This is a genomic window from Chitinophaga sp. W2I13, from assembly GCF_050434005.1.
In the GTDB taxonomy this organism is placed as follows: domain Bacteria; phylum Bacteroidota; class Bacteroidia; order Chitinophagales; family Chitinophagaceae; genus Chitinophaga.
In genome coordinates this window covers 1,664,008-1,687,565 of sequence record NZ_JBNPWD010000001.1, presented here as the reverse complement: position 1 = coordinate 1,687,565, position 23,558 = coordinate 1,664,008, and the positions used below count along the sequence as shown (strand labels likewise).

General features: G+C 45.9%; 21 protein-coding genes. 8 read left to right on the top strand and 13 right to left on the bottom strand.

What is annotated here, in order from left to right; translation table 11 throughout:
• Nucleotides 1-63: 63 nt before the first annotated feature.
• From ftsZ to mraZ, 13 genes are all read right to left on the bottom strand, one after another.
• The gene (gene ftsZ / locus QFZ48_RS06725; RefSeq protein ID WP_429044763.1) at nucleotides 64-1,899 is read right to left on the bottom strand and encodes a cell division protein FtsZ; all 1,836 of its coding nucleotides are present in this window, start codon (nucleotides 1,897-1,899) and stop codon (nucleotides 64-66) included.
• 172 nt (nucleotides 1,900-2,071) lie between these two features.
• Nucleotides 2,072-3,475, bottom strand: a complete 1,404-nt coding sequence (gene ftsA / locus QFZ48_RS06720; protein WP_429044765.1) for a cell division protein FtsA — start codon at nucleotides 3,473-3,475, stop codon at nucleotides 2,072-2,074.
• Nucleotides 3,472-4,554 (bottom strand): cell division protein FtsQ/DivIB, encoded by a 1,083-nt coding sequence (locus QFZ48_RS06715; protein WP_429044767.1) that lies wholly within the window; start codon nucleotides 4,552-4,554, stop codon nucleotides 3,472-3,474. The genes ftsA and QFZ48_RS06715 overlap by 4 nt, the downstream gene beginning before the upstream one ends.
• Nucleotides 4,555-4,565: 11 nt before the next feature.
• Nucleotides 4,566-5,933, bottom strand: coding sequence for a UDP-N-acetylmuramate--L-alanine ligase (gene murC, locus QFZ48_RS06710; protein ID WP_429044769.1), 1,368 nt, complete (start codon nucleotides 5,931-5,933; stop codon nucleotides 4,566-4,568).
• A 22-nt stretch (nucleotides 5,934-5,955) separates the two neighbouring features.
• A complete protein-coding gene (murG, locus tag QFZ48_RS06705; protein ID WP_429044771.1) occupies nucleotides 5,956-7,047 on the bottom strand; it encodes an undecaprenyldiphospho-muramoylpentapeptide beta-N-acetylglucosaminyltransferase in 1,092 nt (363 codons plus the stop codon).
• 38 nt (nucleotides 7,048-7,085) lie between these two features.
• On the bottom strand, nucleotides 7,086-8,282 hold the full coding sequence (locus QFZ48_RS06700; RefSeq protein WP_370909303.1) for an FtsW/RodA/SpoVE family cell cycle protein: 1,197 nt from the start codon (nucleotides 8,280-8,282) through the stop codon (nucleotides 7,086-7,088).
• A 64-nt stretch (nucleotides 8,283-8,346) separates the two neighbouring features.
• Complete coding sequence (gene murD, locus QFZ48_RS06695; protein ID WP_429044772.1) at nucleotides 8,347-9,687, bottom strand: UDP-N-acetylmuramoyl-L-alanine--D-glutamate ligase; 1,341 nt, start codon at nucleotides 9,685-9,687, stop codon at nucleotides 8,347-8,349.
• 29 nt (nucleotides 9,688-9,716) lie between these two features.
• A complete protein-coding gene (mraY, locus tag QFZ48_RS06690; RefSeq protein WP_370909305.1) occupies nucleotides 9,717-10,976 on the bottom strand; it encodes a phospho-N-acetylmuramoyl-pentapeptide-transferase in 1,260 nt (419 codons plus the stop codon).
• 88 nt (nucleotides 10,977-11,064) lie between these two features.
• Nucleotides 11,065-12,531 carry a UDP-N-acetylmuramoyl-L-alanyl-D-glutamate--2,6-diaminopimelate ligase gene (locus QFZ48_RS06685; protein ID WP_429044774.1) on the bottom strand — a complete coding sequence of 489 codons (1,467 nt, stop codon included), beginning with the start codon at nucleotides 12,529-12,531 and terminating at the stop codon, nucleotides 11,065-11,067.
• Nucleotides 12,532-14,610 (bottom strand): penicillin-binding protein, encoded by a 2,079-nt coding sequence (locus tag QFZ48_RS06680; protein WP_429065477.1) that lies wholly within the window; start codon nucleotides 14,608-14,610, stop codon nucleotides 12,532-12,534.
• A 239-nt stretch (nucleotides 14,611-14,849) separates the two neighbouring features.
• A complete protein-coding gene (locus QFZ48_RS06675; protein WP_429044777.1) occupies nucleotides 14,850-15,221 on the bottom strand; it encodes an FtsL-like putative cell division protein in 372 nt (123 codons plus the stop codon).
• Nucleotides 15,222-15,322: 101 nt separating this feature from the next.
• A complete protein-coding gene (rsmH, locus tag QFZ48_RS06670; RefSeq protein WP_429061687.1) occupies nucleotides 15,323-16,234 on the bottom strand; it encodes a 16S rRNA (cytosine(1402)-N(4))-methyltransferase RsmH in 912 nt (303 codons plus the stop codon).
• A gap of 12 nt (nucleotides 16,235-16,246) precedes the next feature.
• Complete coding sequence (gene mraZ / locus QFZ48_RS06665; RefSeq protein ID WP_079469390.1) at nucleotides 16,247-16,714, bottom strand: division/cell wall cluster transcriptional repressor MraZ; 468 nt, start codon at nucleotides 16,712-16,714, stop codon at nucleotides 16,247-16,249.
• A gap of 501 nt (nucleotides 16,715-17,215) precedes the next feature.
• On the opposite strand from mraZ, the gene QFZ48_RS06660 reads away from it, so the two are divergent.
• From QFZ48_RS06660 to QFZ48_RS06625, 8 genes are all read left to right on the top strand, one after another.
• On the top strand, nucleotides 17,216-18,046 hold the full coding sequence (locus QFZ48_RS06660) for an outer membrane protein assembly factor BamD (protein ID WP_370909310.1): 831 nt from the start codon (nucleotides 17,216-17,218) through the stop codon (nucleotides 18,044-18,046).
• The gene (locus QFZ48_RS06655; RefSeq protein ID WP_079469388.1) at nucleotides 18,015-18,356 is read left to right on the top strand and encodes a DNA-directed RNA polymerase subunit omega; all 342 of its coding nucleotides are present in this window, start codon (nucleotides 18,015-18,017) and stop codon (nucleotides 18,354-18,356) included. Before QFZ48_RS06660 ends, QFZ48_RS06655 begins: the two co-directional genes overlap by 32 nt.
• A 102-nt stretch (nucleotides 18,357-18,458) precedes the next feature.
• Nucleotides 18,459-19,679, top strand: a complete 1,221-nt coding sequence (coaBC, locus tag QFZ48_RS06650; protein ID WP_429044783.1) for a bifunctional phosphopantothenoylcysteine decarboxylase/phosphopantothenate--cysteine ligase CoaBC — start codon at nucleotides 18,459-18,461, stop codon at nucleotides 19,677-19,679.
• The gene (locus QFZ48_RS06645) at nucleotides 19,672-20,601 is read left to right on the top strand and encodes a DUF4835 family protein (protein WP_429061685.1); all 930 of its coding nucleotides are present in this window, start codon (nucleotides 19,672-19,674) and stop codon (nucleotides 20,599-20,601) included. Before coaBC ends, QFZ48_RS06645 begins: the two co-directional genes overlap by 8 nt.
• 4 nt (nucleotides 20,602-20,605) lie before the next feature.
• Nucleotides 20,606-21,097 (top strand): DUF4296 domain-containing protein, encoded by a 492-nt coding sequence (locus QFZ48_RS06640; RefSeq protein ID WP_429061683.1) that lies wholly within the window; start codon nucleotides 20,606-20,608, stop codon nucleotides 21,095-21,097.
• 18 nt (nucleotides 21,098-21,115) lie between these two features.
• Entirely contained in the window at nucleotides 21,116-21,808 is a 693-nt protein-coding gene (locus QFZ48_RS06635; RefSeq protein WP_429044785.1) for a CoA transferase subunit A, read from the top strand.
• A gap of 36 nt (nucleotides 21,809-21,844) precedes the next feature.
• The gene (locus QFZ48_RS06630; protein WP_429044787.1) at nucleotides 21,845-22,501 is read left to right on the top strand and encodes a 3-oxoacid CoA-transferase subunit B; all 657 of its coding nucleotides are present in this window, start codon (nucleotides 21,845-21,847) and stop codon (nucleotides 22,499-22,501) included.
• Nucleotides 22,502-22,708: 207 nt separating this feature from the next.
• Nucleotides 22,709-23,548, top strand: coding sequence for an aminotransferase class IV (locus QFZ48_RS06625; RefSeq protein WP_429061681.1), 840 nt, complete (start codon nucleotides 22,709-22,711; stop codon nucleotides 23,546-23,548).
• Nucleotides 23,549-23,558: the final 10 nt, after the last annotated feature.

The window sequence follows — 23,558 nt, the reverse complement described above, 5'->3', positions numbered from 1 at the left end:
AAAGTCCTCCGGGGAACCGGAGGACTTTTTTTAACACAACTAAAAAACAATCAAATGTGTTCATCAATCGGGCTTTTTCCCATCTAAAAAGGTATTGATCGTATTGATTTCCGTATGATTATTAGGGCCCTGATCACCACTCACCGTATAGTTGGAGTAGAGGTGTTCAGCAGAGCCAGCACCATTATCCAGGTTCACATTTCTGCGCAGGTAAGCAGGTACGTTTTCCAGTTCCGCGTTGTTGTCCATGTTTTTCACATTGAAACTGATGCTGCGTAATTTGGCCACTCTTTCCGCTTGTTTGCGTTTCTGTTCTTCCAGGTCTTCGTAAGCCTGTTGCATAGGCACTTCCGGAGGAGCAGGAGGTACGTTTACCGCACTTTCTTCTTCCTCTTTAAATACCATTTTCATTTCGGGAGCAGGAGCGCCTGGTTCCACGTAAATATGTGCAGGTCTGTTTAAATATCCTCCGGCCGCATTACCTGTTTGCGGTTGAATGATATTTACACCAGGCTGTTGTGTATGTGCAGGTGGCACTTGCTGAACAGGCTGTTGTTGAACAGGCTGTTGCTGCATTTGCTGCATCTGTTGCTGTTGCGCCTGTTGCATTTGTTGTTGTATCTGCTGCGGGTCTGGCTGTTGTGGCTGTGCAGGTGGTACCTGTTGTATGTTCAGCACATAGTTTTGACGTGCAGGAGCAATAGGCGCCTGTTGTTGTGGCTGCGGTGGCGTATAAGCCATTACAGGCTCAGGATGACTTACTACCGGCTCCATCAGGCGTGGCGCCATCAGGTCTTGCGGCTCCTGGAATAAGGTGCCCTGTGCCTGTTGTACGCTCATCTTTTTTTCGTCACCATCTTTACCTAACTGCATTACAATTTTAGGTTCTACGCGCTCCGGGTTGGAGGGTGTGATTTTCTGCTGTGTAATGGGTTTTTGTTCAAAACCGGTAGCAATGATGGTTACGCCCAGTTGCCTGTCGAGTGTTTGATCGTAGCCAACACCGAGGATCACATCGCAATCTTCACCCGCCTGGCTTTGTACATATGCCTGGATAATATCCATTTCATCGAGGGTGTGTTCAAATTCACCTTCAGAAGAAGAGATATTGATGAGGATCCATTTAGCACCGCGTATATCGTTGTCGTTCAGCAGCGGAGAAGTTAATGCATCTTCGATAGCCCTTTGTGCACGGTTTTCGCCTTCTGCCAGTGCTGCACCGAGGATCGCTACGCCACCGTTACGCATAACGGTACAAACGTCGGCAAAATCCACGTTGATCTGACCGGTAGAGTTGATTACATCGGTAATACATTTGGCGGCAGTAGCCAGCACGTTATCTGCTTTTTCGAAAGCAGCCTTGAACTTCAGGTCGCCGAATTTCTGACGTAATTTATCATTGGAGATAATCAGCAGGGTATCTACATACTCTTTCAGGCGGTTAACGCCTTCATCAGCCTGCAGCATTCTCTTCTTTCCTTCGTAAGAAAAGGGAGTGGTAACAATACCAACGGTCAGAATACCAAGTTCCTTACATATCCGTGCGATGATAGGAGCGCCACCGGTTCCGGTGCCACCGCCCATACCGGCAGTAATGAAGGCCATTTTGGTATTTACCTCCAGTATTTTTTTGATTTCTTCAAAGGATTCTTCCGTCGCCTGTTTCCCGATTTCAGGATTTGCACCGGCGCCAAGTCCCTGTGTCAGGTGCGGGCCCAACTGTATTTTATTGGGAACCGGGCTATTAGCAATAGCTTGTGCATCGGTATTGCAAATAATGAAATTTACCCCCTCAATGCGCTGGCTATACATATGATTCACCGCATTACTTCCACCGCCACCGATACCGATGACTTTGATGATGGAAGATTTTTCCTTAGGAAGATCAAAATGTATCATGACTCTATACTTTTATGGGTTAGTACGAATAATTAATAATGAACTATTAAGAATTAAGTGCGTGTATGCTTGTATGTTACTATGGTTCATTTGTCCTGTCATTATTAATTATCGTTCTTAATTCTTATTATATTAAACGTTTGCTTTTTGCAACAATTGCGCCATTAAACTTTTAAAGTTTTGCATCTTCTTCTTCGGTGAACATATCAATGATTTTTGTTTTCATTTTGTCCAGGAAGTTTTTCAATGAGGCGTTTCTTTCTTTTGCTTTCCGGTCCTGTATTTCCTGACTGCTGGGGGTTTCTTCTTCTATCCAGTCTTCGGCTGAAGCTACCGATTGAGCAGCTTGTTCTTTGGCCAGATAGCTGGTATTAATTTTTACATAATTTTCTTCGAGTGCTTTTCGATCGTTTTCAAAATCGTTGTAGCCTTTCAGGATCAGGCCCACGCAGGTAGCATACATAGGTTTTGTTAATTCATCTATGTGGCCGCTTGCGAGGTGCTCGTTGGGGAATCCTATACGGGCGCTTGCACCGGTGGTGTATTCTGTCAGCTGTATGAGGTGTTTCAGCTGAGAACCGCCACCAGTAAGAATGATGCCGCCATTCAACATTTTATTATCCATACCGATCTGCTTGAGATGATATACCACGAAATCGAGTATTTCACTCATACGTGCCTGGATGATGTGTGCCAGGTTCTTCACGGAGATCTCTTTGGGGCTTTGACCTCTTAATCCGGGGATCGTGATATAGGCATTTGTTTTGGCTTCATCTGCCAGGGCATAACCGAACTGTACTTTCATCTGTTCTGCCTGTGTTTTTAATACACCCAGGCCGTTCTTGATGTCGTTGGTAATGTTTTCACCACCGTACGGAATAACGGCGGTATGTTTCAATATACCTTCATAAAATACTGCCAGGTCGGTGGTACCACCACCAATATCCACAATGGCTACACCTGCTTCAAAATCCATGTCGCACATTACCGCTGCAGCAGAAGCCAGTGGCTGAAGCACCAGGTCGCGGATTTTGAGACCGGATTTCTCCACGCTGCGGTTAATGTTACGGATGGCGTTTTTGTCGCCGGTAATAATATGGAAGTTTGCACCCACCTTTACCCCGGACATACCGATAGGGTAAGTGATGTTCTGCAGGCTGTCCACTATATATTGCTGCGGAATCACATCGATGATCTGATCGCTCGCGGGAATAACTGTTTTGTACTGATCGTTGATCAGCTGGTCGATGTCTTTCTGGGATATTTCCGCATCAGTGTCATTGCGTACAATATCTCCACGGGTTTGCAAACTTTTTATATGGTGACCGGCTATACCAACATATACCTCGTTAATTTCCAGGTTAGGGTTGGATGCATAACAATTCTCGAGTGCTTGCCTGATAGCTTTAATGGTTTGGTCAATGTTCAGCACCATACCGTGCTGTACACCAAACGATGTAGCTTTACCGAATCCCAGGATTTCCAGTTTCCCGTATTCATTCTTCCGTCCTGCAATGGCAGCAATCTTCGTAGTACCTATATCGAGTCCTACAATGATGGGAGCTTCCTGATTCATGGCGTTTTTTGTTTTTTTGATGTGTTAACAGATTTATTCCCTGGCTTATACACTGCTTTAGGTTGTTGTTTGGCCGGCGCAGCTGCTTTTTCTTTCTTCACCTTTGCTTTCTGCGGTTTAGCCTTTTCTTTCGCTGCATGTGCCGGTTTAGTTACCGGTTTGGCAGGTTCGGAATGTACCGGTTTTGCTACTACCGGTGCTACCGTCGTTGAATCTTCGCTGTCCGCTATCGGCGGTTCATCTGCATCGGCCAGTTTCAAACTATCCGTTTTGATCACTGGTTGCAATGGAACAACGCCATCCTTACGGGTACACACCACTTCGTTTTCAAATGCGATGTTGATGCGTGTATAATTATTCCAGCCTACTTTATTCAATCCTTCCTTATAAAAAGCCAGCAGTTTGGTGAATTTTTTTTCTATGTCTATACCTTCTCCGAATGCAATCACCTGGTCTCCCAGTTTCGGTATGAACTCAAACCTGCGGTCGCCCGTGATCATGAGTTGCTCTACCTGAGCCATCCAGAAAGGATCCTTACCAATGTATGTACCCATATCTACTATCTGCGCTGCCAACAGGCTGTCGGGTTGCTGCAGCTTTTCTGCATCCGTGGGAAACCCTGTGAATACGGGCACCCTGGCTGCGTAACGACTGGATACCGGTATATGTTCGCCGGCGCCATCCAGGTAAAAGCTGTTCCCTGAGAAAGTAAATACCCTTGCTACCGGTTCGCGTTGTGTTACTTTGATATTCAGCTGCTGACCGTTGTCAAAATAGATCTCCGCATTTTTTACCCAGGGATCCTGGTCTACAATGGATTCCAGCTGAGCGATATTGATATCGGCAATACTTTTACCGACCGGGTTCAGATTTTTATCTTTCGTGATCAAAGATTTGATATCCTTTGATTCGATAAAAAAGTTATCATCTTTCCCCTCAAATTTTACCTGTATACTTTTACATTTACCGGCATCCTTGTCCTGTATAGCCGCCACCAGCAATACTGTAAAGCCTGTGAGCACCATTCCCCAGAGAACGGCGACACCCAGTCGTTTTAATATTGTGGTAGTTTTAGACAAGCTTTTTATTTTTAATGTTGTGTTGTTTTATTTTTAAGAAGATGAGCCAATGGTTCTTTTAACTGGTCTATATCTCCCGCTCCGGCGGTAATCAGTAATGGCACGTCCTGTTTGTCCAGGTATTCCGCTACTGCTTCTTTCGGTAAAATCTTTACAGGTACTGTTATTTTATCTGCAATCATTTCGCTGGTAACACCGGCTATCGGCAGCTCACGCGCCGGGTAGATCGGAAGTAATATCACCTCGTCTGCCAGGGAAAGGCTTTCTGCAAAGCCATCCGCGAGGTCACGGGTGCGGGTAAATAAGTGCGGCTGAAAAATAACGGTGCATTTTTTACCTGGAAACAATGCCTTTGCACTGGTGATCAATGCACGCAATTCTTCCGGATGGTGTGCATAATCATCGATATATACCTGCTGATCTGTTTTTACCACATATTCAAATCTCCGCCTGATCCCTTTGAAATTACCAATGGCTGCACGGATTTTAGCCGCATCTATTCCCAGCAGGTGTGCTACTGTAATAGCTGCTACTGCATTCTCCACGTTGTGCATACCACCAATGTGCATGGAAATGTTATCGATCATCCAGTCCTGATGCATTACATCAAACTCATATCCGCCATTGATCATGCGGATGTTGGAGGCGTAAGCGTTGGCAGCATCGTTTTGTAAACTGTACAACAACTTGTTTGTTGCATTGAGCTCCTTGTTGCGATGCAGGCCGAACCTAGCAATCAGCGTGCCATTGGGCTTAATATTGTGCGTATACTGGATAAAAGCATCTTCCATTGCCTCCGGAGTGCCGTAAATATCCAGGTGATCTGCATCCATGGCAGTTAACACCGCGATATCCGGACTTAATTTCAGGAAAGAACGGTCATATTCGTCTGCTTCAATTACTGCGACCGCCTTATCGCTGCTCCAGAAATTTTTATTATAGTTCACGCTGATGCCACCCAGGAAAGCGTTACAGCCATAACCGCTGTCGGTAAGCAGGTGGGCGATCATGGTAGATACCGTGGTTTTGCCATGCGTACCTGCCACGGTGATAGCAAACAGGGAACGGGTAATTTCCTGCAGCACATCACTGCGCTTTACTACTTCATAACCATTATCGCGCAGCCATTGCAACTCCGTATGAGTAGCTGGAATCGCCGGCGTATATACGACCAGGTTAGCGGTTTTGTCGATTAAGTTAATATCGTCTGTATAATGGATTTGCATACCTTCTGCTTCCAGCTGCTTTGTGAGCGCTGTGGAGGTACGGTCATAACCGCTTACCTGCACCCCTTTCTCATTGAAAAAGCGTGCAATGGCGCTCATGCCAATACCACCGATACCGATGAAATAAACCCTTTGTATGTTGTTCAAATCCATATACTCTTCTAAAAAATCTCTTCTAAATGATTCCTAAAACCTGGTTCGCAATTGTCACATCCGCGTGCGGATTTCCCAGCTTGCCGATATTGCTTTCCAGTTGTTCCATCAGCGCTTTATTTTGCAAAAGGCTGAACAGCACGTTGCCCAGTTGTGATGGCACCTGGTCGTCTTTAATGATCAGGCCCGCCTGTTTGTTTACCAGGTTCATGGCGTTGGACGTTTGATGATCTTCTGCCGCGAACGGGTAGGGCACAAATATTACCGGCTTTTTCACTACACATAATTCAGCAATCGCCAGTGCGCCGGCCCTTGATAACACTACATCAGCCGCTTTATAGGCAAAGTCCATTACGTTGATGAAATCGTATACCTTGATATGCGATCCGTATGGCGCCGCGGCAGCTTTCGCTGTTTCGTAATAAGGCTTCCCTGTTTGCCAGATCAGCTGTATATCCTTAGCCACTAATTCTTTTAACAGTGGTTGTAATCCTTCGTTTATTGACTTGGCGCCCAAGCTTCCTCCCACGGCGAAAACCGTTTGCTTTGCCGTACTCAGTCCGAAATGCTGCAAGGCATCTTCCCGTGTTACGGCCGACTGGGAAATGCTGTTCCTCACAGGATTGCCGGTCATCACCAGTTTTTCTGACGGGAAAAATTTATCCATACCATCGTATGCCACACAGATCTTTTTCGCGTTCCTGCCCAGTATTTTATTCGTTTTACCCGCAAAGGAATTTTGTTCCTGTATCAGGGTAGGCGTACCGTTTTTCTGTGCCCTGTTCAGCATGGGGAAGCTCGCATACCCGCCCACACCTACTACCACATCAGGCTGAAAGCGTTGCAGGATGGCCTTTGCGCGACGCAGGCTTTTCCATATTTTAAACGGCAGCAGGATATTTTTGAAAATATTGCTGCGGTTAAAACCAGCTATTTCAAGTCCTTCGATCGGATACCCTGCCTGCGGCACTTTCTCCATTTCCATTTTCCCCGTGGCGCCCACAAAAAGAATGTTGATGTCCGGCTCTATTTTTTTCAACGCATTCGCGATCGCTATCGCCGGGAAGATGTGTCCCCCCGTACCGCCGCCTGCTATGATCACTTTGCGTTGCATGTTCTATTCCTGATTACAATTATTGTTATAAATACGTATTAAGCGACTGCAGCGGTTTCCGATTGCGCAATAACTCTTTCCAATCGCTCTTTCTCTGCCTGTTTACCTTCCATCTCTTCCACGTTCCGGGATACACTTAATATAATACCGATGGCCATACTGGTAAATAATACAGAGGAACCACCCATACTTACCAAAGGCAGTGGCAGCCCTGTAACCGGGAACAGCTGTACGTTTACCGCCATATTGGTTAACGCCTGTATGACCAATGTTACACTGAGTCCTACTGCCAGGAATGCCCCGAAAGCATATGGACATCTTTTATAAATCCTGATACTTCTCAGTAATAAAATCATATAAGCCGCCAGTATCAGGAAAGCGCCAAACATGCCATATTCTTCTATAATAGTAGCGTAGATATAATCGGAATAGGCGTGTGGCAGGAAGTTACGTTGTGTACTGTTGCCGGGTCCTTTTCCCAAAATACCGCCGCCTGCAATGGCAATGTTGGCCTGTTGCACCTGGTAGGGCGTTTCTGTATGATCACCATGAAGGAAGTTATCGATACGTTTTTCCCATGTTTTCGTACGCATCTCCATGCCGGTTACTTTGGCGATTCCAAAAAGCAGCACTACCATTACCGCTCCCGCGGCCACCATAGAGGCCAGGAACCGGATAGGCACCCTGCCAATAAAGCAAAGGAGCATACAGCTGGCACCCAGCAAAAGTGCGGTACTCATATTGGCGGGCATGATCAGTGCGCAGATAATGCCTACCGGTATAATGATGGGCAGAAATCCTTTTTTGAAATCATTGATCAGGTTTTGCCGTCTTGATAATTGCCTGCTTACATACATGAATATGGCGAGTTTAGCCACATCGGATGTTTGAAAGGTAAGGTTGATGATCGGCAGCTTGATCCACCTGCTGGCTTCATTGATATTAGACCCAAAGGCCAGTGTGTACATCAGCAATGGTATGGATACCAGGAAACCGATTTGTGCCACGCGGGAATAAATCGTATAGTTCACACGGTGTGCAAAATAGATGATCAGCAATCCCATTACCAGTACCGTGAGCTGCTTCAGGAGATAATACTCCGTATGGCCGCCCCTTTCGCGGTAAGCGAGTGAGCCGGTAGCACTATATACAGCAAGCAGGCTTACCAGCGATAGAAAAAATACTACCGTCCAGATAACCTTATCGCCTTTTGTTCTATAGAGCAATCCCATCATTAGCTGCGTTTTGCTTTCATTTATTTTTTAAGATGTAACCCTTTATTCTGTTTATCAACACCTGTTACAATGCTTTTACTTCTTCTTTAAATTTCCTGCCACGATCTTCATAATTTTTAAAGAGGTCGAAGCTGGCGCAGGCGGGCGACAATAAAACGATGTCTCCTTTTGCGGCCTGTTTAAATGCTTCCTGTACTGCGTCGTGCATACTGGTAGTGTTGATCATCACCGGTGTGTCTTTTGATAACGCAGTAAAGATGGGGGTGTTGTCCACACCCATACAAATAATTGCTTTTACCTTTTCTTTCACGAGGTCGCGGATGGCATCATAGTCGTTGCCTTTGTCCACGCCGCCCATGATCAGCACAATGGGCTTGTCAAAACTTTCCAGTGCAAACCAAACGGAGTTTACATTGGTCGCTTTGCTGTCGTTAATAAAATCCACGCCTCTAACCGATGTCACATATTCCATGCGGTGTTCGAGGCTCTCGAACGACGCAAGGCTTTCGCGGATCTTCTCATTTCTTATATCCATGGTCCTGCCTGCAATTGCTGCTGCCATTGAATTGTACAGATTGTGTTTTCCCTTTAATGACAGGTCATACATTGACATGATAACCGGTTCTCCGTTGACATCTATGTGCAACTGGTCGTTGGCAATAGAGCCGCCTTCTTTCAGTGGTTTCATGATGGTAAAAGGTATTGATGCTGAATAAATGGGTTGCTGCGCTAAATGTCGCATGATCTCAGGATCATCCATGCAGTAGATGAAGTAGTCTTCAGCTGTCTGGTTCATGGCAATTCTGAACTTGGAGGCTACGTAATTTTCCATGCTATAGTCGTAGCGATCCAGGTGATCAGGCGTAATGTTCAACAGGATGGCCACATTGGGTTTGAAGTCCTTAATGTCATCCAGCTGAAAGCTGCTGATTTCAATCACATAATACTCCGCTGGTGCGGTTGCCACCTGCCTGGCATAGCTCACGCCAATATTGCCTACCATCGCCACATCCAAACCTGCGTTTTTAAAGATGTGATAGGTGAGGGCCGTAGTGGTACTTTTGCCGTTGCTGCCGGTGATGGCAATGATCTTTTTACCTGTCGAGAAACGGTAGGCCAGCTCTATTTCAGAAATCACGGGTATGCCTTTTTCACGCACCTTTTTCATCAATTCCGATTTCTCAGGAATACCGGGACTTTTAACGATTTCGTTTGCATCCAGTATAATATCCCAGGAATGATGTCCTTCTTCAAAAGAGATCTGGTTTACCGCCAGTTCCTGTTTATAATTATCTTTTATTGTTCCTCCATCAGATACAAATACATCATACCCTTGCTGTTTTCCCAGCAAAGCCGCACCTATTCCACTTTCTCCTGCTCCTAATATGACGAGTTTATATTCCATTCGTTTTATCTTCTTGTTTTAGTGTTGTTTTATCTCATTTTCAGTGTTGCAATAGCTACTACCACACACATGATGGTAATAATCCAGAAGCGCACTGATATTTTACTTTCGTGGTAACCGATCTTCTGATAATGGTGATGCAACGGCGACATTTTCAGAATACGCCTGCCTTCTCCATATTTCTTTTTAGTGTATTTGAAGTAGGATACCTGTAACATCACCGACAGTAGTTCCACCAGGAATACACCACAGAAGATAGGTATCAGTAATTCTTTCCTTACTATAATGGCCAGTGAAGCAATGATGCCACCCAACGCCAGACTACCGGTGTCGCCCATGAAAACCTGCGCCGGATAAGCATTGTACCAGAGGAATCCGATACATCCGCCCACAAAGGCTGCAATGAAAATTGACAGCTCCCCGAGGTTCGGGATGTACATAATGTTCAGGTATTCCGCAAACTGGATGTTACCGGATACATAGGCAAAGATGCCCAGTCCTATCCCGATGATGCCCGAAACGCCTGTTGCCAGTCCATCTAAACCATCAGTAAGATTAGCGCCGTTGGATACGGCCGTAATAATAAAGATGACCACCAGGATATAGAGTACGAATGTGTACTTTTCTGCGCCGGGAATCCAGGAGATCAGTTTGGAGTAGTTGAACTCATGATTTTTTACAAACGGAATCGTGGTAATCGGCGTTTTAACGTCCACAAAACGGTGTCCGTCGCGGGTTACACGCTCCGGGTGATTAGTCACCTGTCTTTCATAAGGCGCCAGTGTTTTTGCGCCTATTACCTCACGGGATACCACCACATCTGTATTAAAATAAAGTGTACAGCCCACAATCAAACCAAGTCCCACCTGTCCCATGATCTTGAAACGTCCTGCCAGTCCTTCTTTATTCTTTTTAAATACTTTGATATAATCATCTACAAACCCGATCATTCCTAACCATACGGTAGATAACAGGATCAGCCAGATATATACATTTGCCAGTTGTGCAAAAAGTAAAGTGGGAATTACGATGGCAGATAAGATGATGAGTCCGCCCATCGTAGGGGTTCCTTTTTTGGTGTTTTCTCCCTGGAGGCCCAGTTCACGGATCGTTTCGCCGATTTGTTTTTTCTGTAGAAATTTAATAATCCTTTTACCGAACAGCAAAGAAATAACCAGCGACAGCAGTAATGCCATCGTTACACGGAAAGTGATATACTGAAACATACCACCGCCGATGACGCTGATCTTAAATTCTGTTTTCAGGTAATTTAAAAAATAATATAACATATGTTTTAGTCGTAACCTGTTCTCCGCTGTCCGGGGAGTACAGGCTTTTAAGTCATTGGATTATTAAGTATCTATCTTTAGTTTTAGTCTATTTCTCCAGGGTTTTCATCAGCTCCAGCAGCACTTCTTTATCATCGAAGTGATGTTTAACGCCTTTTATTTCCTGGTACTTTTCATGTCCTTTACCTGCCACCAGAATGATGTCTTCCCGGTTGGCGAGCGACAGCGCCGTTTTAATGGCTTCTTTTCTGTCGGTAATGGAAATGACTTTCTTTTTCAGGTGAACAGGAACGCCTGCTTCCATTTCCCGGATAATTTCCGCCGGATCTTCCGAGCGGGGATTATCAGAGGTAAGGATAACGCGATCGCTGTTTTCCACGGCTACATCTCCCATCACAGGGCGTTTGGTGGTATCCCTATCGCCGCCGCAGCCTACTACTGTGATCACCTGTTCATTGCCTTTGCGCAGGTTTTTGATGGTAGCCAGCACATTTTTCAGTGCGTCCGGCGTGTGTGCGTAATCAACTATAGCGATGATCTGTTCTTTATCGGAAATGATATAATCAAATCTGCCTTCTGCACCGGAGGTGTCGCTGAGGGCCTGTAATGTTTTGGCTTTATCGATGCCCAACAGCACTGCGGCGCCGTAAACGGCCAGCAGGTTATAGGCGTTGAATTCACCGATCAGGCGGAAATGCACTTCTGTATCTCCTGTCAGCATTACCAGTCCTGTGAGATTATTTTCCAGGATCTTTCCTTTAAAATCTGCCAGTGTGCGCAGGCTGTACGTTGCTTTTTTAGCTTTCGTATTCTGCAGCATTACCATTCCTCTTTTGTCGTCCAGGTTAGTGAGTGCAAAAGCGGAGGAGGGCAGGTTGTCAAAGAATGATTTCTTTACCCGGATATATTCATCAAAAGTTTTATGATAATCGAGGTGGTCGTGGGTGATATTACTGAAGATGCCTCCCGCGAATTTTAGCCCGGCAATACGTTGCTGGTGAATAGCATGGGAGCTTACTTCCATAAACACATACAGGCAGCCGTCATCCACCATTTGTGCCAGCAGGGCATTCAGGTTAATGGGATCAGGCGTGGTATGTGTGGCGGGTATAACGGTATCGCCTATCTGATTTTGCACGGTGGATAATAGTCCGCAGTGATATCCCAGTTTGGTGAACAAACGGAACAGCAGGGTAGCGATGGTTGTTTTTCCGTTGGTACCGGTAACGCCTACCAGTTGTATTTTATGAGAAGGGTTATCATAGAAGTTACCTGCCATGATACCGCTGCTGACAGCGCTGTTGTTTACCTGTACATAGCAAACATTTTCTGTCAGTTGTTCGGGTAATGTTTCACAGATCACTGCTGCGGCGCCCAACGCAATTGCTTTTTCAATGTACACGTGTCCGTCTGTGTGTACGCCTTTCACTGCAATAAAAGCATCTCCGGACCCGATGGATCTGGAATCGATGGCGAGTGCGTGAATGGCAATATCTGTATTACCATGCACTGCCAGGATGCTTACATTATACAATATGTCTTGCAGCGTCTTCATCTAGCTCAGTTCTATTACGATTGTTTGTTCGTTTCCTATTTTAGTTCCGCCGGGGAGTGATTGCATTTTCACTTTACCGGCGCCTTTTATTACTACCCGTAACCCGGCATTTTCGAGCAGATACAGGGCATCTTTGAGGCCCATTCCGGTAACATCGGGCACTGCGCCTTTTGTTTGTGCTACCTGCTGGAAGGCAATTTTGCGGTCTGTTACCTTGGCGCTTACCCAGCTGTTATTAGCAGGGGCGTTGCCGATGGGCAGCTGCAGTTTACCCAGGATTTGTTTCCATTCACTGCCTTTGCCATTTTTCAGTGACAGCAGGGTATCCAGTTGCATGGTGGCCTGCATGGGTTTTTGTCTTTCTACCGCGATGGCATATAATTTATCTGCCACTTCTCTAAACACGGGACCCGCAACGCCTGCACCGTAAAAGTGCAATGCATGCGGTTTATTTTTTATCACCACCACGCAGGTGTACTGCGGATCATTTGCCGGGAAATAACCGGCGAATGACGATTGGTAAATTTTATCTGCATACCCGCGGTTGCCGTTTGCCACGAGTGCGGTACCTGTTTTACCTGCGAAGGTGTAAAACTGGCTGCGCAGTTTTTTTGCAGTACCATCAATGGGCACACCTTCCAGCATGGCCTGTAACTGTTTCAGCGTGCTTTGCGTGCAGATGCTGTCCAGCAATACAGTAGGCTCAAACTGTTTTACTACCTGGCCATACTCCTGTATGGAGTTGACGAGGTAGGGTTTCATCATTTTACCGTTGTTAGCCACTGCATTGTACAGCATGCACGTTTGCAGCGGGCTGATAAGCACTTCATATCCGAATGCCATCCAGGGCAGGGATGTGGCGCTCCATGTTTTGGAAGCGGTGGTTTTAATAACCGGTCTTCCTTCGCCTATCAGGTCTATACCGGAAAACTGGTCGAGCCTTAATCTTTTCAGATGGCCGACGAATTTGTTAGGTTGCCGGTTATAGAACTGGTAGGCCAGTTTTGCCATACCCACATTTGAGCTGAGTTCAAATGCGTGTTTGATCGTTACATTTTGCGGGCCCGGGTGAGGTTCAGAATCGAATACGGTTCTGCGTCCTACCTGCCAGCGGCCACCATCCATGTTTACCATAGAGTTCATGGTGGCGTATTTATCTTCCAGCACTGCGATAACGGTAGCCAGTTTAAAAGTGGAACCGGGTTCCCCTACCTGCAGTGCGTAGTTCATATCTTCCCAGTAGCCGTTGCCGTCGGGTTGTTTGCCGAGGTTGGCTATTGCTTTTATTTTGCCTGTTTTCACTTCCATGAGAATGCAGGTGCCGTGTTCGGCTTCATTCTGCACCATCATATTCATGAGGGCTGTTTCCACGATGTCCTGCATGTTTACATCGATAGTGGTAACTATATCACGCCCGTTTTCAGGTTCAATATCGTAACCGTCTACGGGTACATAAGTACCTCCTGCGATGCGGCGCATCAGTCTTTTACCGGTAACGCCCTTCAGGTATTCGTTGTAGGTTCTTTCAAGTCCTACGCTTTGTGAATTTTCGCGGGCCAGCCCGATGGTCCTGTTGGCGAGCAGTTTAAAGGGATTGATGCGCTTACTTTTGGATTCAGCGATCATGCCGCCTTTGTTTTTGCCGAGGCGAAACATCGGGAAGCTGCGTAATTCCTGGTATTGATTAAAGGGTACGTCTCTTTTAAGTAAAAAGTAACGGTCCTTTGATTTATATCCTTCCTGCAGCTGCTGCTTCCAGGCGGCTTTGCTGCGGTCAGTGAATATCTGGGACAGGCGGTAGGATAAGGAGTCAAGGTTTTCCTTGAACACCAGTCCGTTCTTATCCCGAAGGCCATCTGCTGCAAAATCTATCCGGATGTCGAAATAAGGGATGGAGGTCGACAGCATCCTGCCTTCCTCCGAGTAAATAGTGCCTCTTTCTGCGTCCAGTGCCACGTAGCCGGTGTGCAGGCTATCGGCCATACTACGCCAGTAGTTGCCCTGCACGTTCTGGATATAGAACACTTTCACCAGGATGGCGACGCTGAACAGCGCCATGCCGATGAGGCACAGATACACTCTCCACAATATGTCCTTTTTTACATCCACGATGTTGTATTAGCATTTTAGCCTTTAGCCTTTAGCTGTCAGTTATTTACCCTGGGGCAGATAGCTGACGGCTAAAGGCTGATAACTTATAAGAAGATACCTGACACTGGCTGCATTTATAATTGAGATGCTTGCCATTGATTTGATTTACCAGCATCCCCGACCTGAGTGATGGGTCAGGCGGGCAGCGTCAGGCATCAATATTAAATTCATTTTTCTGTATCCTTTTTCAGCACAATCTTTTGCGGAGGGGAGCTGAGTTGTTTAAGGCCCAGCGGCTCTACTGACTTACTGACTTCACTCATTTTGCTTCGAAACATGAGCTCACTTTTCACATTGATATACTCCCACTTCAGCTCTTTAATTTCTTTGCCTAGTTTGTTAATGCGCCGGATTTTTTTTTCAGCGAGGTGACTGTTGGCGATATATACTAAAGCCAGGAGGGAAAGGAAACCGATAAACGGCATGTTTTGCACCAACGCTTTGTAGTTGATGCGCAAACGCCATTCTTTACGTTGCTCCGGGGGAAGGGTACTTTCTTCAGCCGGATTTTCCTGGATTGTATCTAAGTCGTCTCCCACGCGCTATGTCTTTTTAAAAATTGACAATATTAATCTGAACGCAAATTCAAAACGGGTGTGTATAGGATAGGGTAGGATGTGACAGGCAGTTTACAACCTTGTCACGCTTGTTTTTCGGCTACCCGCAGTTTTGCACTTCTGGATCTTCCATTAAGCTTCAATTCTGCATCACTGGCGGTAACCGGTTTTTTTGTGATTAATTTGAACAATTTAGGGGGTGTTTCTTTTGCAAACGGGTCTTCCTGTGCTTCTTCAAAACTTCCGGTCTTCATAAAATTTTTCACCATCCTGTCTTCCAGCGAATGGAAGGTGATGACGGCGAGTCTTCCTCCGGGTTTCAGCACATTGGTAGCCTGTTCCAGTAAATCTTTCAGTGCGCCCAGTTCATCATTAACGGCTATACGCAATGCCTGGAAAACCTGCGCCAGGTATTTTTGCGGATTGCCTTTTACAATGGGCTGAATCACAGATTTAAATTCTGCGATGGTGCGCATGGGGTGTGTTTTGCGCTGCTTTACAATTGTTTGGGCGAGGGTTTTTGCATTGGTTACTTCTCCGTATTCCTGGAAAATCAGTTGTAACCTTGCTTCTCCCCATGTTGCCAGCAACTGAGCGGCAGTAAATTCCGTTCTGGTATCCATCCGCATATCCAGGTCGCCATCAAAGCGAATACTGAATCCTCTTTCTGCTGTATTGAACTGGTGCGATGAAACGCCCAGATCCGCCAGCAGGCCGTCTACCTGGTCTGCTTTATGTAACTTCAGAAAGCGTTGCAGATGACGGAAATTTTGTTGTACAAAAGTGACACGTTCGTCTATAATCCTGTTTCGGTAAGCATCTTCATCCTGATCAAATACTATCAGCCGTCCTTTTTCACCCAGTTTCTCCAGTATGGCTCTTGAGTGTCCTCCGCCTCCAAACGTAGCGTCTACATAGATCCCATCGGGATTTATCTGTAACAGCTCCGTCGTTTCCTGCAGCAGAACGGGTAAATGATATTGTTGTTCGCCCATATGCTCCCCTCTTTAAATTGATATGTTATTATCTCCTCCTCCCATTACCTGTTGTGCCAGATCACTGAACGCCCCTGGTGAGAAATTTTCAAAGAACTCCTGGTATTTACCTTTATCCCAGATCTCAATTTTATTGGATGCTGCTGCCAGCACGATATCTTTTTCCAGATTGGCGTACGACAGCAGGTTTTTCGGTACCAGCAGTCTTCCTGCACTGTCTAACTCCAGAATGGTGGCCCCGTTTAAGAAGTACCGCCTGAATTCCCTTACTTTTGGATCAAAGTCATTCAACTTGCTGATACGTTCGAAAATAGGCTGCCATTCGTTCATGGGATACAGGGACAAGCATTTTTCAAACCCACGGTTAATCACAAACTGTCCTCCGGCCCCGTCTGTCAACTGCTTTTTAAACCCGGCAGGTAACAGAAAGCGTCCTTTTGCGTCCAGCGTCGATTCATATTCACCGAGAAATCCTGTCATACCATGGGGGCAAAGTCCTTGAAAATCCTTTTTCTAACACAAAATAACACTTTTTCCCACTTTTTAACGAAAAAATACTTTATAAATTTTTTCCACAGATGCAAGCGCCCGCATCAGAGCCATTTTACCCTCATTTATGCACCCTTACGGTGCATTAAACAATAATACGTGTGGATAACGTGTTTATAAGTGTGAATTATGTGTTTATATCTTGCAGATGCCCCATGGGATAAGACATTCCCGAATAGCATAGCGGGTGGGAAAATGGGGTGCAGAAATCGTTATGAGTGGATTTTTTTTATAATCTGAGCCCTTTTTTCAGGTACATCCGTTACCTGAAATCAATTTTTCCACATCGGGGTGGGAAAAATGTCAGCAACCCCGGCGGTGGTGGAAAACCTGTCTTTCGGCGATTTAATTCCCTCTTTTGCAAAATTTTAACAGCAATCAAAATCTCTCTGCCTTACATTTACATTTAATTCTTAATTTTGCCACTCTTTTATGCGGAAATTTTTATTGTACATCAGTGTTCTTGCGGTTGTCGTAACTACCTCCTGTAACAACCAGTTACGGAGAATAGAAAAAAGTAACAACTTTGAAAAGAAGTTGGATTACGCCAATCAGCTGTTCCAGAAGAAAAAATACAATACGGCAATAACACTCTACACTGACCTGGTTCAGGTGTACAAGGGAACTGAGAAGTTTGAGCCCATGTATTACAATTTCGCATATTGCTCTTACTACGTTAAGGACTACGTTCAGGCAGCCTTCCAGTTTAAAAACTACCTGGACCTGTTCCCAAACAGCCCGAGAGCGGTGGAAATAGATTATATGCAGGCTTATTGCTACTATAAGCAGTCGCCAAAGGTATCACTGGATCAAACCAATACCATGAAGGCCATTGCTGCCATGCAAACCTTCATTAATAACTACCCTACCGCAGATAAAGTGTCGGAAGCCAACCTGGTAATCGAGTTGTGCAGACGAAAGCTGGAAAAGAAAGAATTCTCCAGCGCAGAGCTATATTATAACCTGGGCTTCTTCAAAGCCGCCGGTATTGCCTTCAAAAACCTGATGCGCAACTACCCCGACTCTGATAAAAGCGACAGTTACAAAGTAATGGCCATCAGATCTTACTATAATTATGCTAAAAACAGTATTCCGGAGAGACAAAAAGAGCGCTACGCAACGGTTCTCGACGAATACCTGGACTTCGCGGATCACTACCCGAACAGCAAATTAAAGCCAGATGCCGAAAAATTTTATACCTTAGCACAAAACAACATAAAAACACTGGATAATGAGCAAATTAAAGCGAAGTCTAACCAGTAGCCTTAATCCCTGGGTAGAAACCAAAAATACTACCGACATTAAGAACAGAACTGGTAATTTATATGAGTCTATTGCCGTAATAGCCAAACGCGCCAATCAGATCAATATTTCCGTGAAAGAGGAGCTCCATTCCAAACTGGAAGAGTTTGCCAGTCATACTGACAACCTCGAAGAAGTGCACGAGAACAAGGAGCAGATTGAGATTTCCCGTTTTTATGAAAGACTGGCAAATCCGGCCATCCAGGCTACTCAGGAGTTCCTGGACAGCAAAATTTATTTCCGCAAGAACGACGACGATTTGTTTAGCTAATCCGCCACACATTATTTTGTGAGGTGCGTGATTGCGAAAAATAAAAATATTAATTTCATGGCGGCAGAATGATTTCTGCCGCTTTTGTTTTTATATATGTCCATGGACGCTATCAAAATGCTACAAGGAAAAAAAATCCTGCTCGGAGTGAGCGGCAGCATCGCCGCCTACAAGTCCGCTACCCTCATACGCCTGCTGGTAAAGGAAGGAGCCGAAGTAAAAGTGGTCATGACCACCGCCGCCGCCGGCTTTATTACCCCCCTCACCCTGGCCACCCTCTCTAAAAACGAGGTTCCCCTGAATATCAGCGACCACAACAGCTGGAATAATCATGTGATGCTGGGCCGCTGGGCAGATATTATGCTCATCGCACCCGCTTCTGCCAATACCCTCGCCAAAATGGCCCTGGGCCTGTGCGACAACCTCCTGCTGGCGGTATACCTTTCGGCAACCTGCCCCGTACTCTTCGCCCCCGCAATGGATGAAGACATGTGGCATCACCCGGCTACCCGCAGCAATGTGGAAAAGCTCATTTCTTTCGGTCACCAGCAGATTCCCGTGGAATCCGGGGAACTGGCCAGCGGACTCTTTGGAGAAGGCCGCATGGCAGAACCAGAACAGATTCTGACTTTCCTGCAACAGCATTTTCAACAGAAAAACGGAAAAAAAGCCCTGAACGGTACCACTGCTATTGTTACAGCCGGCCCTACCATCGAACATATTGACCCGGTTCGCTACATCAGCAACCACTCCAGCGGCAAAATGGGAATTGCCATTGCGGAAGCCCTGGCAGATGCCGGCGCTGATGTACAGCTGGTACTGGGTCCCACCTCCCAGAAAACAACCCACCCCGGTATCACCATTACCCATGTGCAAACCGCCCAGGAAATGTTTGATGCCGTAACAGCCCGCTATTCCGGCGCCGGAATAGTAGTGGCCGCCGCCGCCGTAGCAGACTACCGCCCGGCAAATGTGGCCGACAAAAAGATTAAAAAAGGGGAAGCCCAGCTTCATATCGATCTTGAAAAAACACCCGATATACTACGCTCGCTGGGCGATAATAAAAGCCCGGGGCAATTGCTCATAGGATTCTCCCTGGAAACAAACAACGAAAAAGAATATGCTCTGAAAAAACTGCGTGATAAAAACCTGGACCTGATCGTGATGAATTCACTGGCAGATAGAGGTGCAGGCTTTAATTATGATACCAATAAAGTAACCCTGTTTGACAAAAACGGGAATGAACGCAGTTTCCCCCTCAAATCCAAACAGGCCGTGGCCCAGGATATTGTTTCCGCTATAATCGAATTGCAACATGCATAATCGTTTCCCGTTGTTCCTGCTGCTTGCAGGCGTCTTTTTACTATGCTGCTACCCGGCCGTTAAAGCCCAGGAAATAAGGGCCAATGTGTCTGTAGTTGCCCAACAGATACAGGGCGTAGACAAAAAAATATTTACTACCCTGCAGAATTCCGTCCGGGATTTCCTCAATAACCGGCATTGGGCAAACGATGCCTTTACACCGGCTGAACGGATAGAATGTAATTTTTTGCTTAACATCACCGGTACTTCAGGGAACGACAGTTACAAGGCTACCCTGACCATACAGGCCACCAGGCCGGTATATAACGCCAGCTATGTAACGAGTTTGCTGAATATCCAGGATCCCAATGTGGTGTTCCGGTACGTGGAATTCCAGCAGCTGGAGTTCAGCGATACCAGGGTGGTGGGAAATGATCCGCTGGCCTCCAACTTAACCGCTATCCTGGCCTATTATGTTAATATCATCCTCGGGCTCGATTATGATTCCTTCTCCCCCAAAGGCGGAGATGTATATTTTAAGAAAGCGCTTAATATTGTAAATAATGCACCGGATGGAAAGGAGATTTCCGGATGGAAAGCTTTCGAAGGAAACCGCAACCGTTACTGGTTACAGGATAACCTACTGAACGCAAAGTTCCTCCGGTTCCATGATGTAATGTACCAGTATCACCGGCAGGGGTTGGACCTGATGTATGATGATGTGATAAAAGGCCGTGCAGCCATTCTGAACTGCCTGAATATGCTCTATTCCATCCACCAGGATATCCCCAATTCCATGCTGATGCAAACCTTCTTCCTTTCCAAAGGAGAGGAGCTATTAAAAATATTCTCCCGTGCCACACCACAGGAGAAAAGCCGTGCAGCGGAATTGCTCTCCCAGATGGATGTGCCCAATGCACAGAAGTATCAACAGATGAAGTAACGCTATGATGAACATGATGATGAAATACGCCTCCCTGGCTTTGTTAGTGGTATTCCTGGTTGCCTGTGCCAACAGCGACCAGGTGCCGGGTAAATATATTTCAAAGGAACATATGGCAGGTATCCTGGTAGATATGTCTATTGCAGATGCCTACAGCAATGAGCAACAAATGCAGGTTACTTATACGCCCAATTTCGATTCCCTCCGGCAGGAGAAAGTAAAGGTCTATTACAAACAGATACTGGACCTGCATAAAGTAAGCGTGAAGGAATTTATGGAGAGCTACCGGTATTACGAAAGTCATCCCAACAGGCTGAAGGAAGTTTTCCAGATGGTACAAACAGATATTGCTTCCAGGAAACAACGGTTGCCCAATCCAATCGATGAAAATGCACCGCTCCGGTTTCGTATGAAAAGTATTTTCCCCTATGCAGACAGCGTACTATTGCTGCCGAAGGCGGATACAACCCGGCCTTTTATCAAGCGGCAGCCCTAATCTATAAAACACCAAAACATGAACAAAGTAGTAGCAAATGCCGATGAAGCCATACAAGATATCCGGGATGGAGCGGTACTGATGCTGGGAGGGTTTGGTTTGTGTGGAATTCCGGAGAATTGTATTACCGCCCTGGTAAAAAAAGGAGTGAAGGATCTGACCTGTATTTCCAATAACGCGGGAGTAGATGATTTTGGTCTTGGCCTGCTGCTGAAAACCAGGCAGATCAGGAAAATGATGTCTTCCTATGTTGGTGAAAATGCAGAATTTGAAAGACAACTGCTGGCCGGAGAGCTGGAAGTAGATCTCATTCCACAGGGAACACTGGCTACGCGTATCCAGATGGCAGGCATGGGAATTCCTGCTTTTTTCACGCCTGCCGGCTACGGAACCGAGATCGCTGAAGGAAAAGAAGTTCGGGTATTCGATGGCAAGCCTCACCTGATGGAACTGGCGCTGCACGCCGATTACGCTATTGTAAAAGCCTGGAAAGGAGATACGTTGGGTAACCTCGTATTCCGTAAAACCACCAGGAATTTCAGCACATCCATGGCCAGGGCAGGACAAATCACTATTGCCGAAGTGGAGGAACTGGTGCAACCCGGAGAGCTGGAACCAGACCAGGTACATGTGCCGGGTATCTACGTACGCCGCATTTTCAAAGGCGGCAACTATGAAAAACGGATCGAACGCAGAACCGTTAAGATGTAGTTCATCCAATTCTCCACGCTTCAAATCTGATATTTTATGCCGCTCGATAAATATGGTATCGCAAAAAGAATTGCACAGGAACTGCAGGATGGTATGTATGTAAACCTGGGTATTGGTATTCCTACGCTGGTATCCAACTATATACCTGCCGGAGTTTCTATTATGCTGCAGTCTGAAAACGGGATCCTTGGTATGGGACCGTATCCTGCCGCTGATGACGTTGACGCAGACCTGATCAATGCAGGAAAGGAAACAGTTACCCTGCTGCCCGGTGGCAGCTTCTTTGATTCCGCAGAAAGCTTTGGTATGATCCGCGCCGGTAAGGTAGATCTTACCGTATTGGGTGCAATGGAAGTATCCGATACCGGCGATATTGCCAACTGGAAAATACCGGGTAAAATGGTGAAAGGCATGGGTGGCGCTATGGACCTGGTGGCTTCTGCCAGGAACATCATTGTAGCCATGATGCATACCAATCCAAAAGGAGAAAGCAAACTGCTACCAGCATGTACATTACCGCTTACCGGTGTCAACTGTGTAAAGAAAATTGTTACAGAGCTGGCGGTGCTGGATGTAACGTCCGATGGGTTTAAGCTCCTGGAACGTGCACCCGGTGTTACCGTAGAGGAAATCCGCTCTAAAACAGCCGGTAAGCTGATCATTGAAGGAGATATCCCGGAGATGAAAATTTAGCTGAAGCATAGGATCTTCTCATCAGCCGGATGGCTTTGTATGTCTGCATTTCGGAGGATTGCAACTCCGTAAATAATACGTAACCTGTATAGGGATTTAGATGTTTTGTTTTTGGAATACATACTTCACTGAAACAAAATGTCTAAATCTCTAAACTTAAAAATACCTAAATAATTGGTACCTTTCAAACTGCTAAAATAGTTCGAGGTGCAAGTTGGATTTCTCTGTTATAACGGTAAATATATTCCTGCAGCCGACCCGATTTTTACGGCAGATAATCGATCTTTCAGATACGGGGATGGCTTCTTTGAAACCCTGAAAGTATACCAGGGACAAGTGTTGCTGGCTGACCTGCACTTTGAACGGATGCTCGCCAGTTTACACCTGCTGCATTTTGATATCCCCACACATTTTACCAAAGCATATTTTGTTAAGCAGATACTGGAACTCTGCAATAAAAATGATATATCCCAGATGGCCCGCGTACGGCTGGCTATCTTCCGCTCCGATGGCGGCTTATACGATCCCATCAATAACTTACCAAACTACATTATCCAATGCTGGGAATTAAGCAGAACAGTATTGGAATTAAATGAGAACGGACTCGTAACTGACGTCTTCCCCGATGTAAAAAAGAGCTGTGATAAATTATCCGCTATTAAATCAAATAATTGCCTGCCCTATGTGATGGCTGCCATGTATGCCAAGCAGCACCGGCTGAACGAGGCGATATTACTTAATCCATATGGAAGGGTTGCCGACAGCACCATCGCCAATGTATTTATTGTGCGGGATAAAGTACTTTATACGCCACCGCTGTCTGAAGGCGGTGTGTGCGGCGTAATGCGCAAGTTCCTGCTGAAAACAGAACTGCCATTCAAAATAGAAGAAAAACCACTCAATATAGAAGACCTCGAAAATGCGGATGAAATATTTTTAACCAACGCCATCTATGGTATCCGTTGGGTGGGCCTCTTCCGCGACAGCAGCTATGGTAACGCCACCGCCGCTATTTTGCACGAAGTATTACATGAAAGCATGCTGTAAAAATCACCGT

Coding starts and splice junctions, on each gene's coding strand:
- murG (WP_429044771.1), bottom strand. CDS start 7,047: ATGCAACGCAAAGTGATCATAGCAGGCGGCGGTACGGGGGGACACATC.
- QFZ48_RS06630 (WP_429044787.1), top strand. CDS start 21,845: ATGCCGCTCGATAAATATGGTATCGCAAAAAGAATTGCACAGGAACTG.
- QFZ48_RS06685 (WP_429044774.1), bottom strand. CDS start 12,531: ATGAAGACGCTGCAAGACATATTGTATAATGTAAGCATCCTGGCAGTG.
- coaBC (WP_429044783.1), top strand. CDS start 18,459: ATGGACGCTATCAAAATGCTACAAGGAAAAAAAATCCTGCTCGGAGTG.
- rsmH (WP_429061687.1), bottom strand. CDS start 16,234: ATGGGCGAACAACAATATCATTTACCCGTTCTGCTGCAGGAAACGACG.
- QFZ48_RS06655 (WP_079469388.1), top strand. CDS start 18,015: ATGAGCAAATTAAAGCGAAGTCTAACCAGTAGCCTTAATCCCTGGGTA.
- murC (WP_429044769.1), bottom strand. CDS start 5,933: ATGGATTTGAACAACATACAAAGGGTTTATTTCATCGGTATCGGTGGT.
- mraZ (WP_079469390.1), bottom strand. CDS start 16,714: ATGACAGGATTTCTCGGTGAATATGAATCGACGCTGGACGCAAAAGGA.
- QFZ48_RS06660 (WP_370909310.1), top strand. CDS start 17,216: ATGCGGAAATTTTTATTGTACATCAGTGTTCTTGCGGTTGTCGTAACT.
- QFZ48_RS06635 (WP_429044785.1), top strand. CDS start 21,116: ATGAACAAAGTAGTAGCAAATGCCGATGAAGCCATACAAGATATCCGG.
- murD (WP_429044772.1), bottom strand. CDS start 9,687: ATGGAATATAAACTCGTCATATTAGGAGCAGGAGAAAGTGGAATAGGT.
- ftsZ (WP_429044763.1), bottom strand. CDS start 1,899: ATGATACATTTTGATCTTCCTAAGGAAAAATCTTCCATCATCAAAGTC.
- mraY (WP_370909305.1), bottom strand. CDS start 10,976: ATGTTATATTATTTTTTAAATTACCTGAAAACAGAATTTAAGATCAGC.
- QFZ48_RS06645 (WP_429061685.1), top strand. CDS start 19,672: ATGCATAATCGTTTCCCGTTGTTCCTGCTGCTTGCAGGCGTCTTTTTA.
- QFZ48_RS06640 (WP_429061683.1), top strand. CDS start 20,606: ATGATGAACATGATGATGAAATACGCCTCCCTGGCTTTGTTAGTGGTA.
- ftsA (WP_429044765.1), bottom strand. CDS start 3,475: ATGAATCAGGAAGCTCCCATCATTGTAGGACTCGATATAGGTACTACG.
- QFZ48_RS06700 (WP_370909303.1), bottom strand. CDS start 8,282: ATGATGGGATTGCTCTATAGAACAAAAGGCGATAAGGTTATCTGGACG.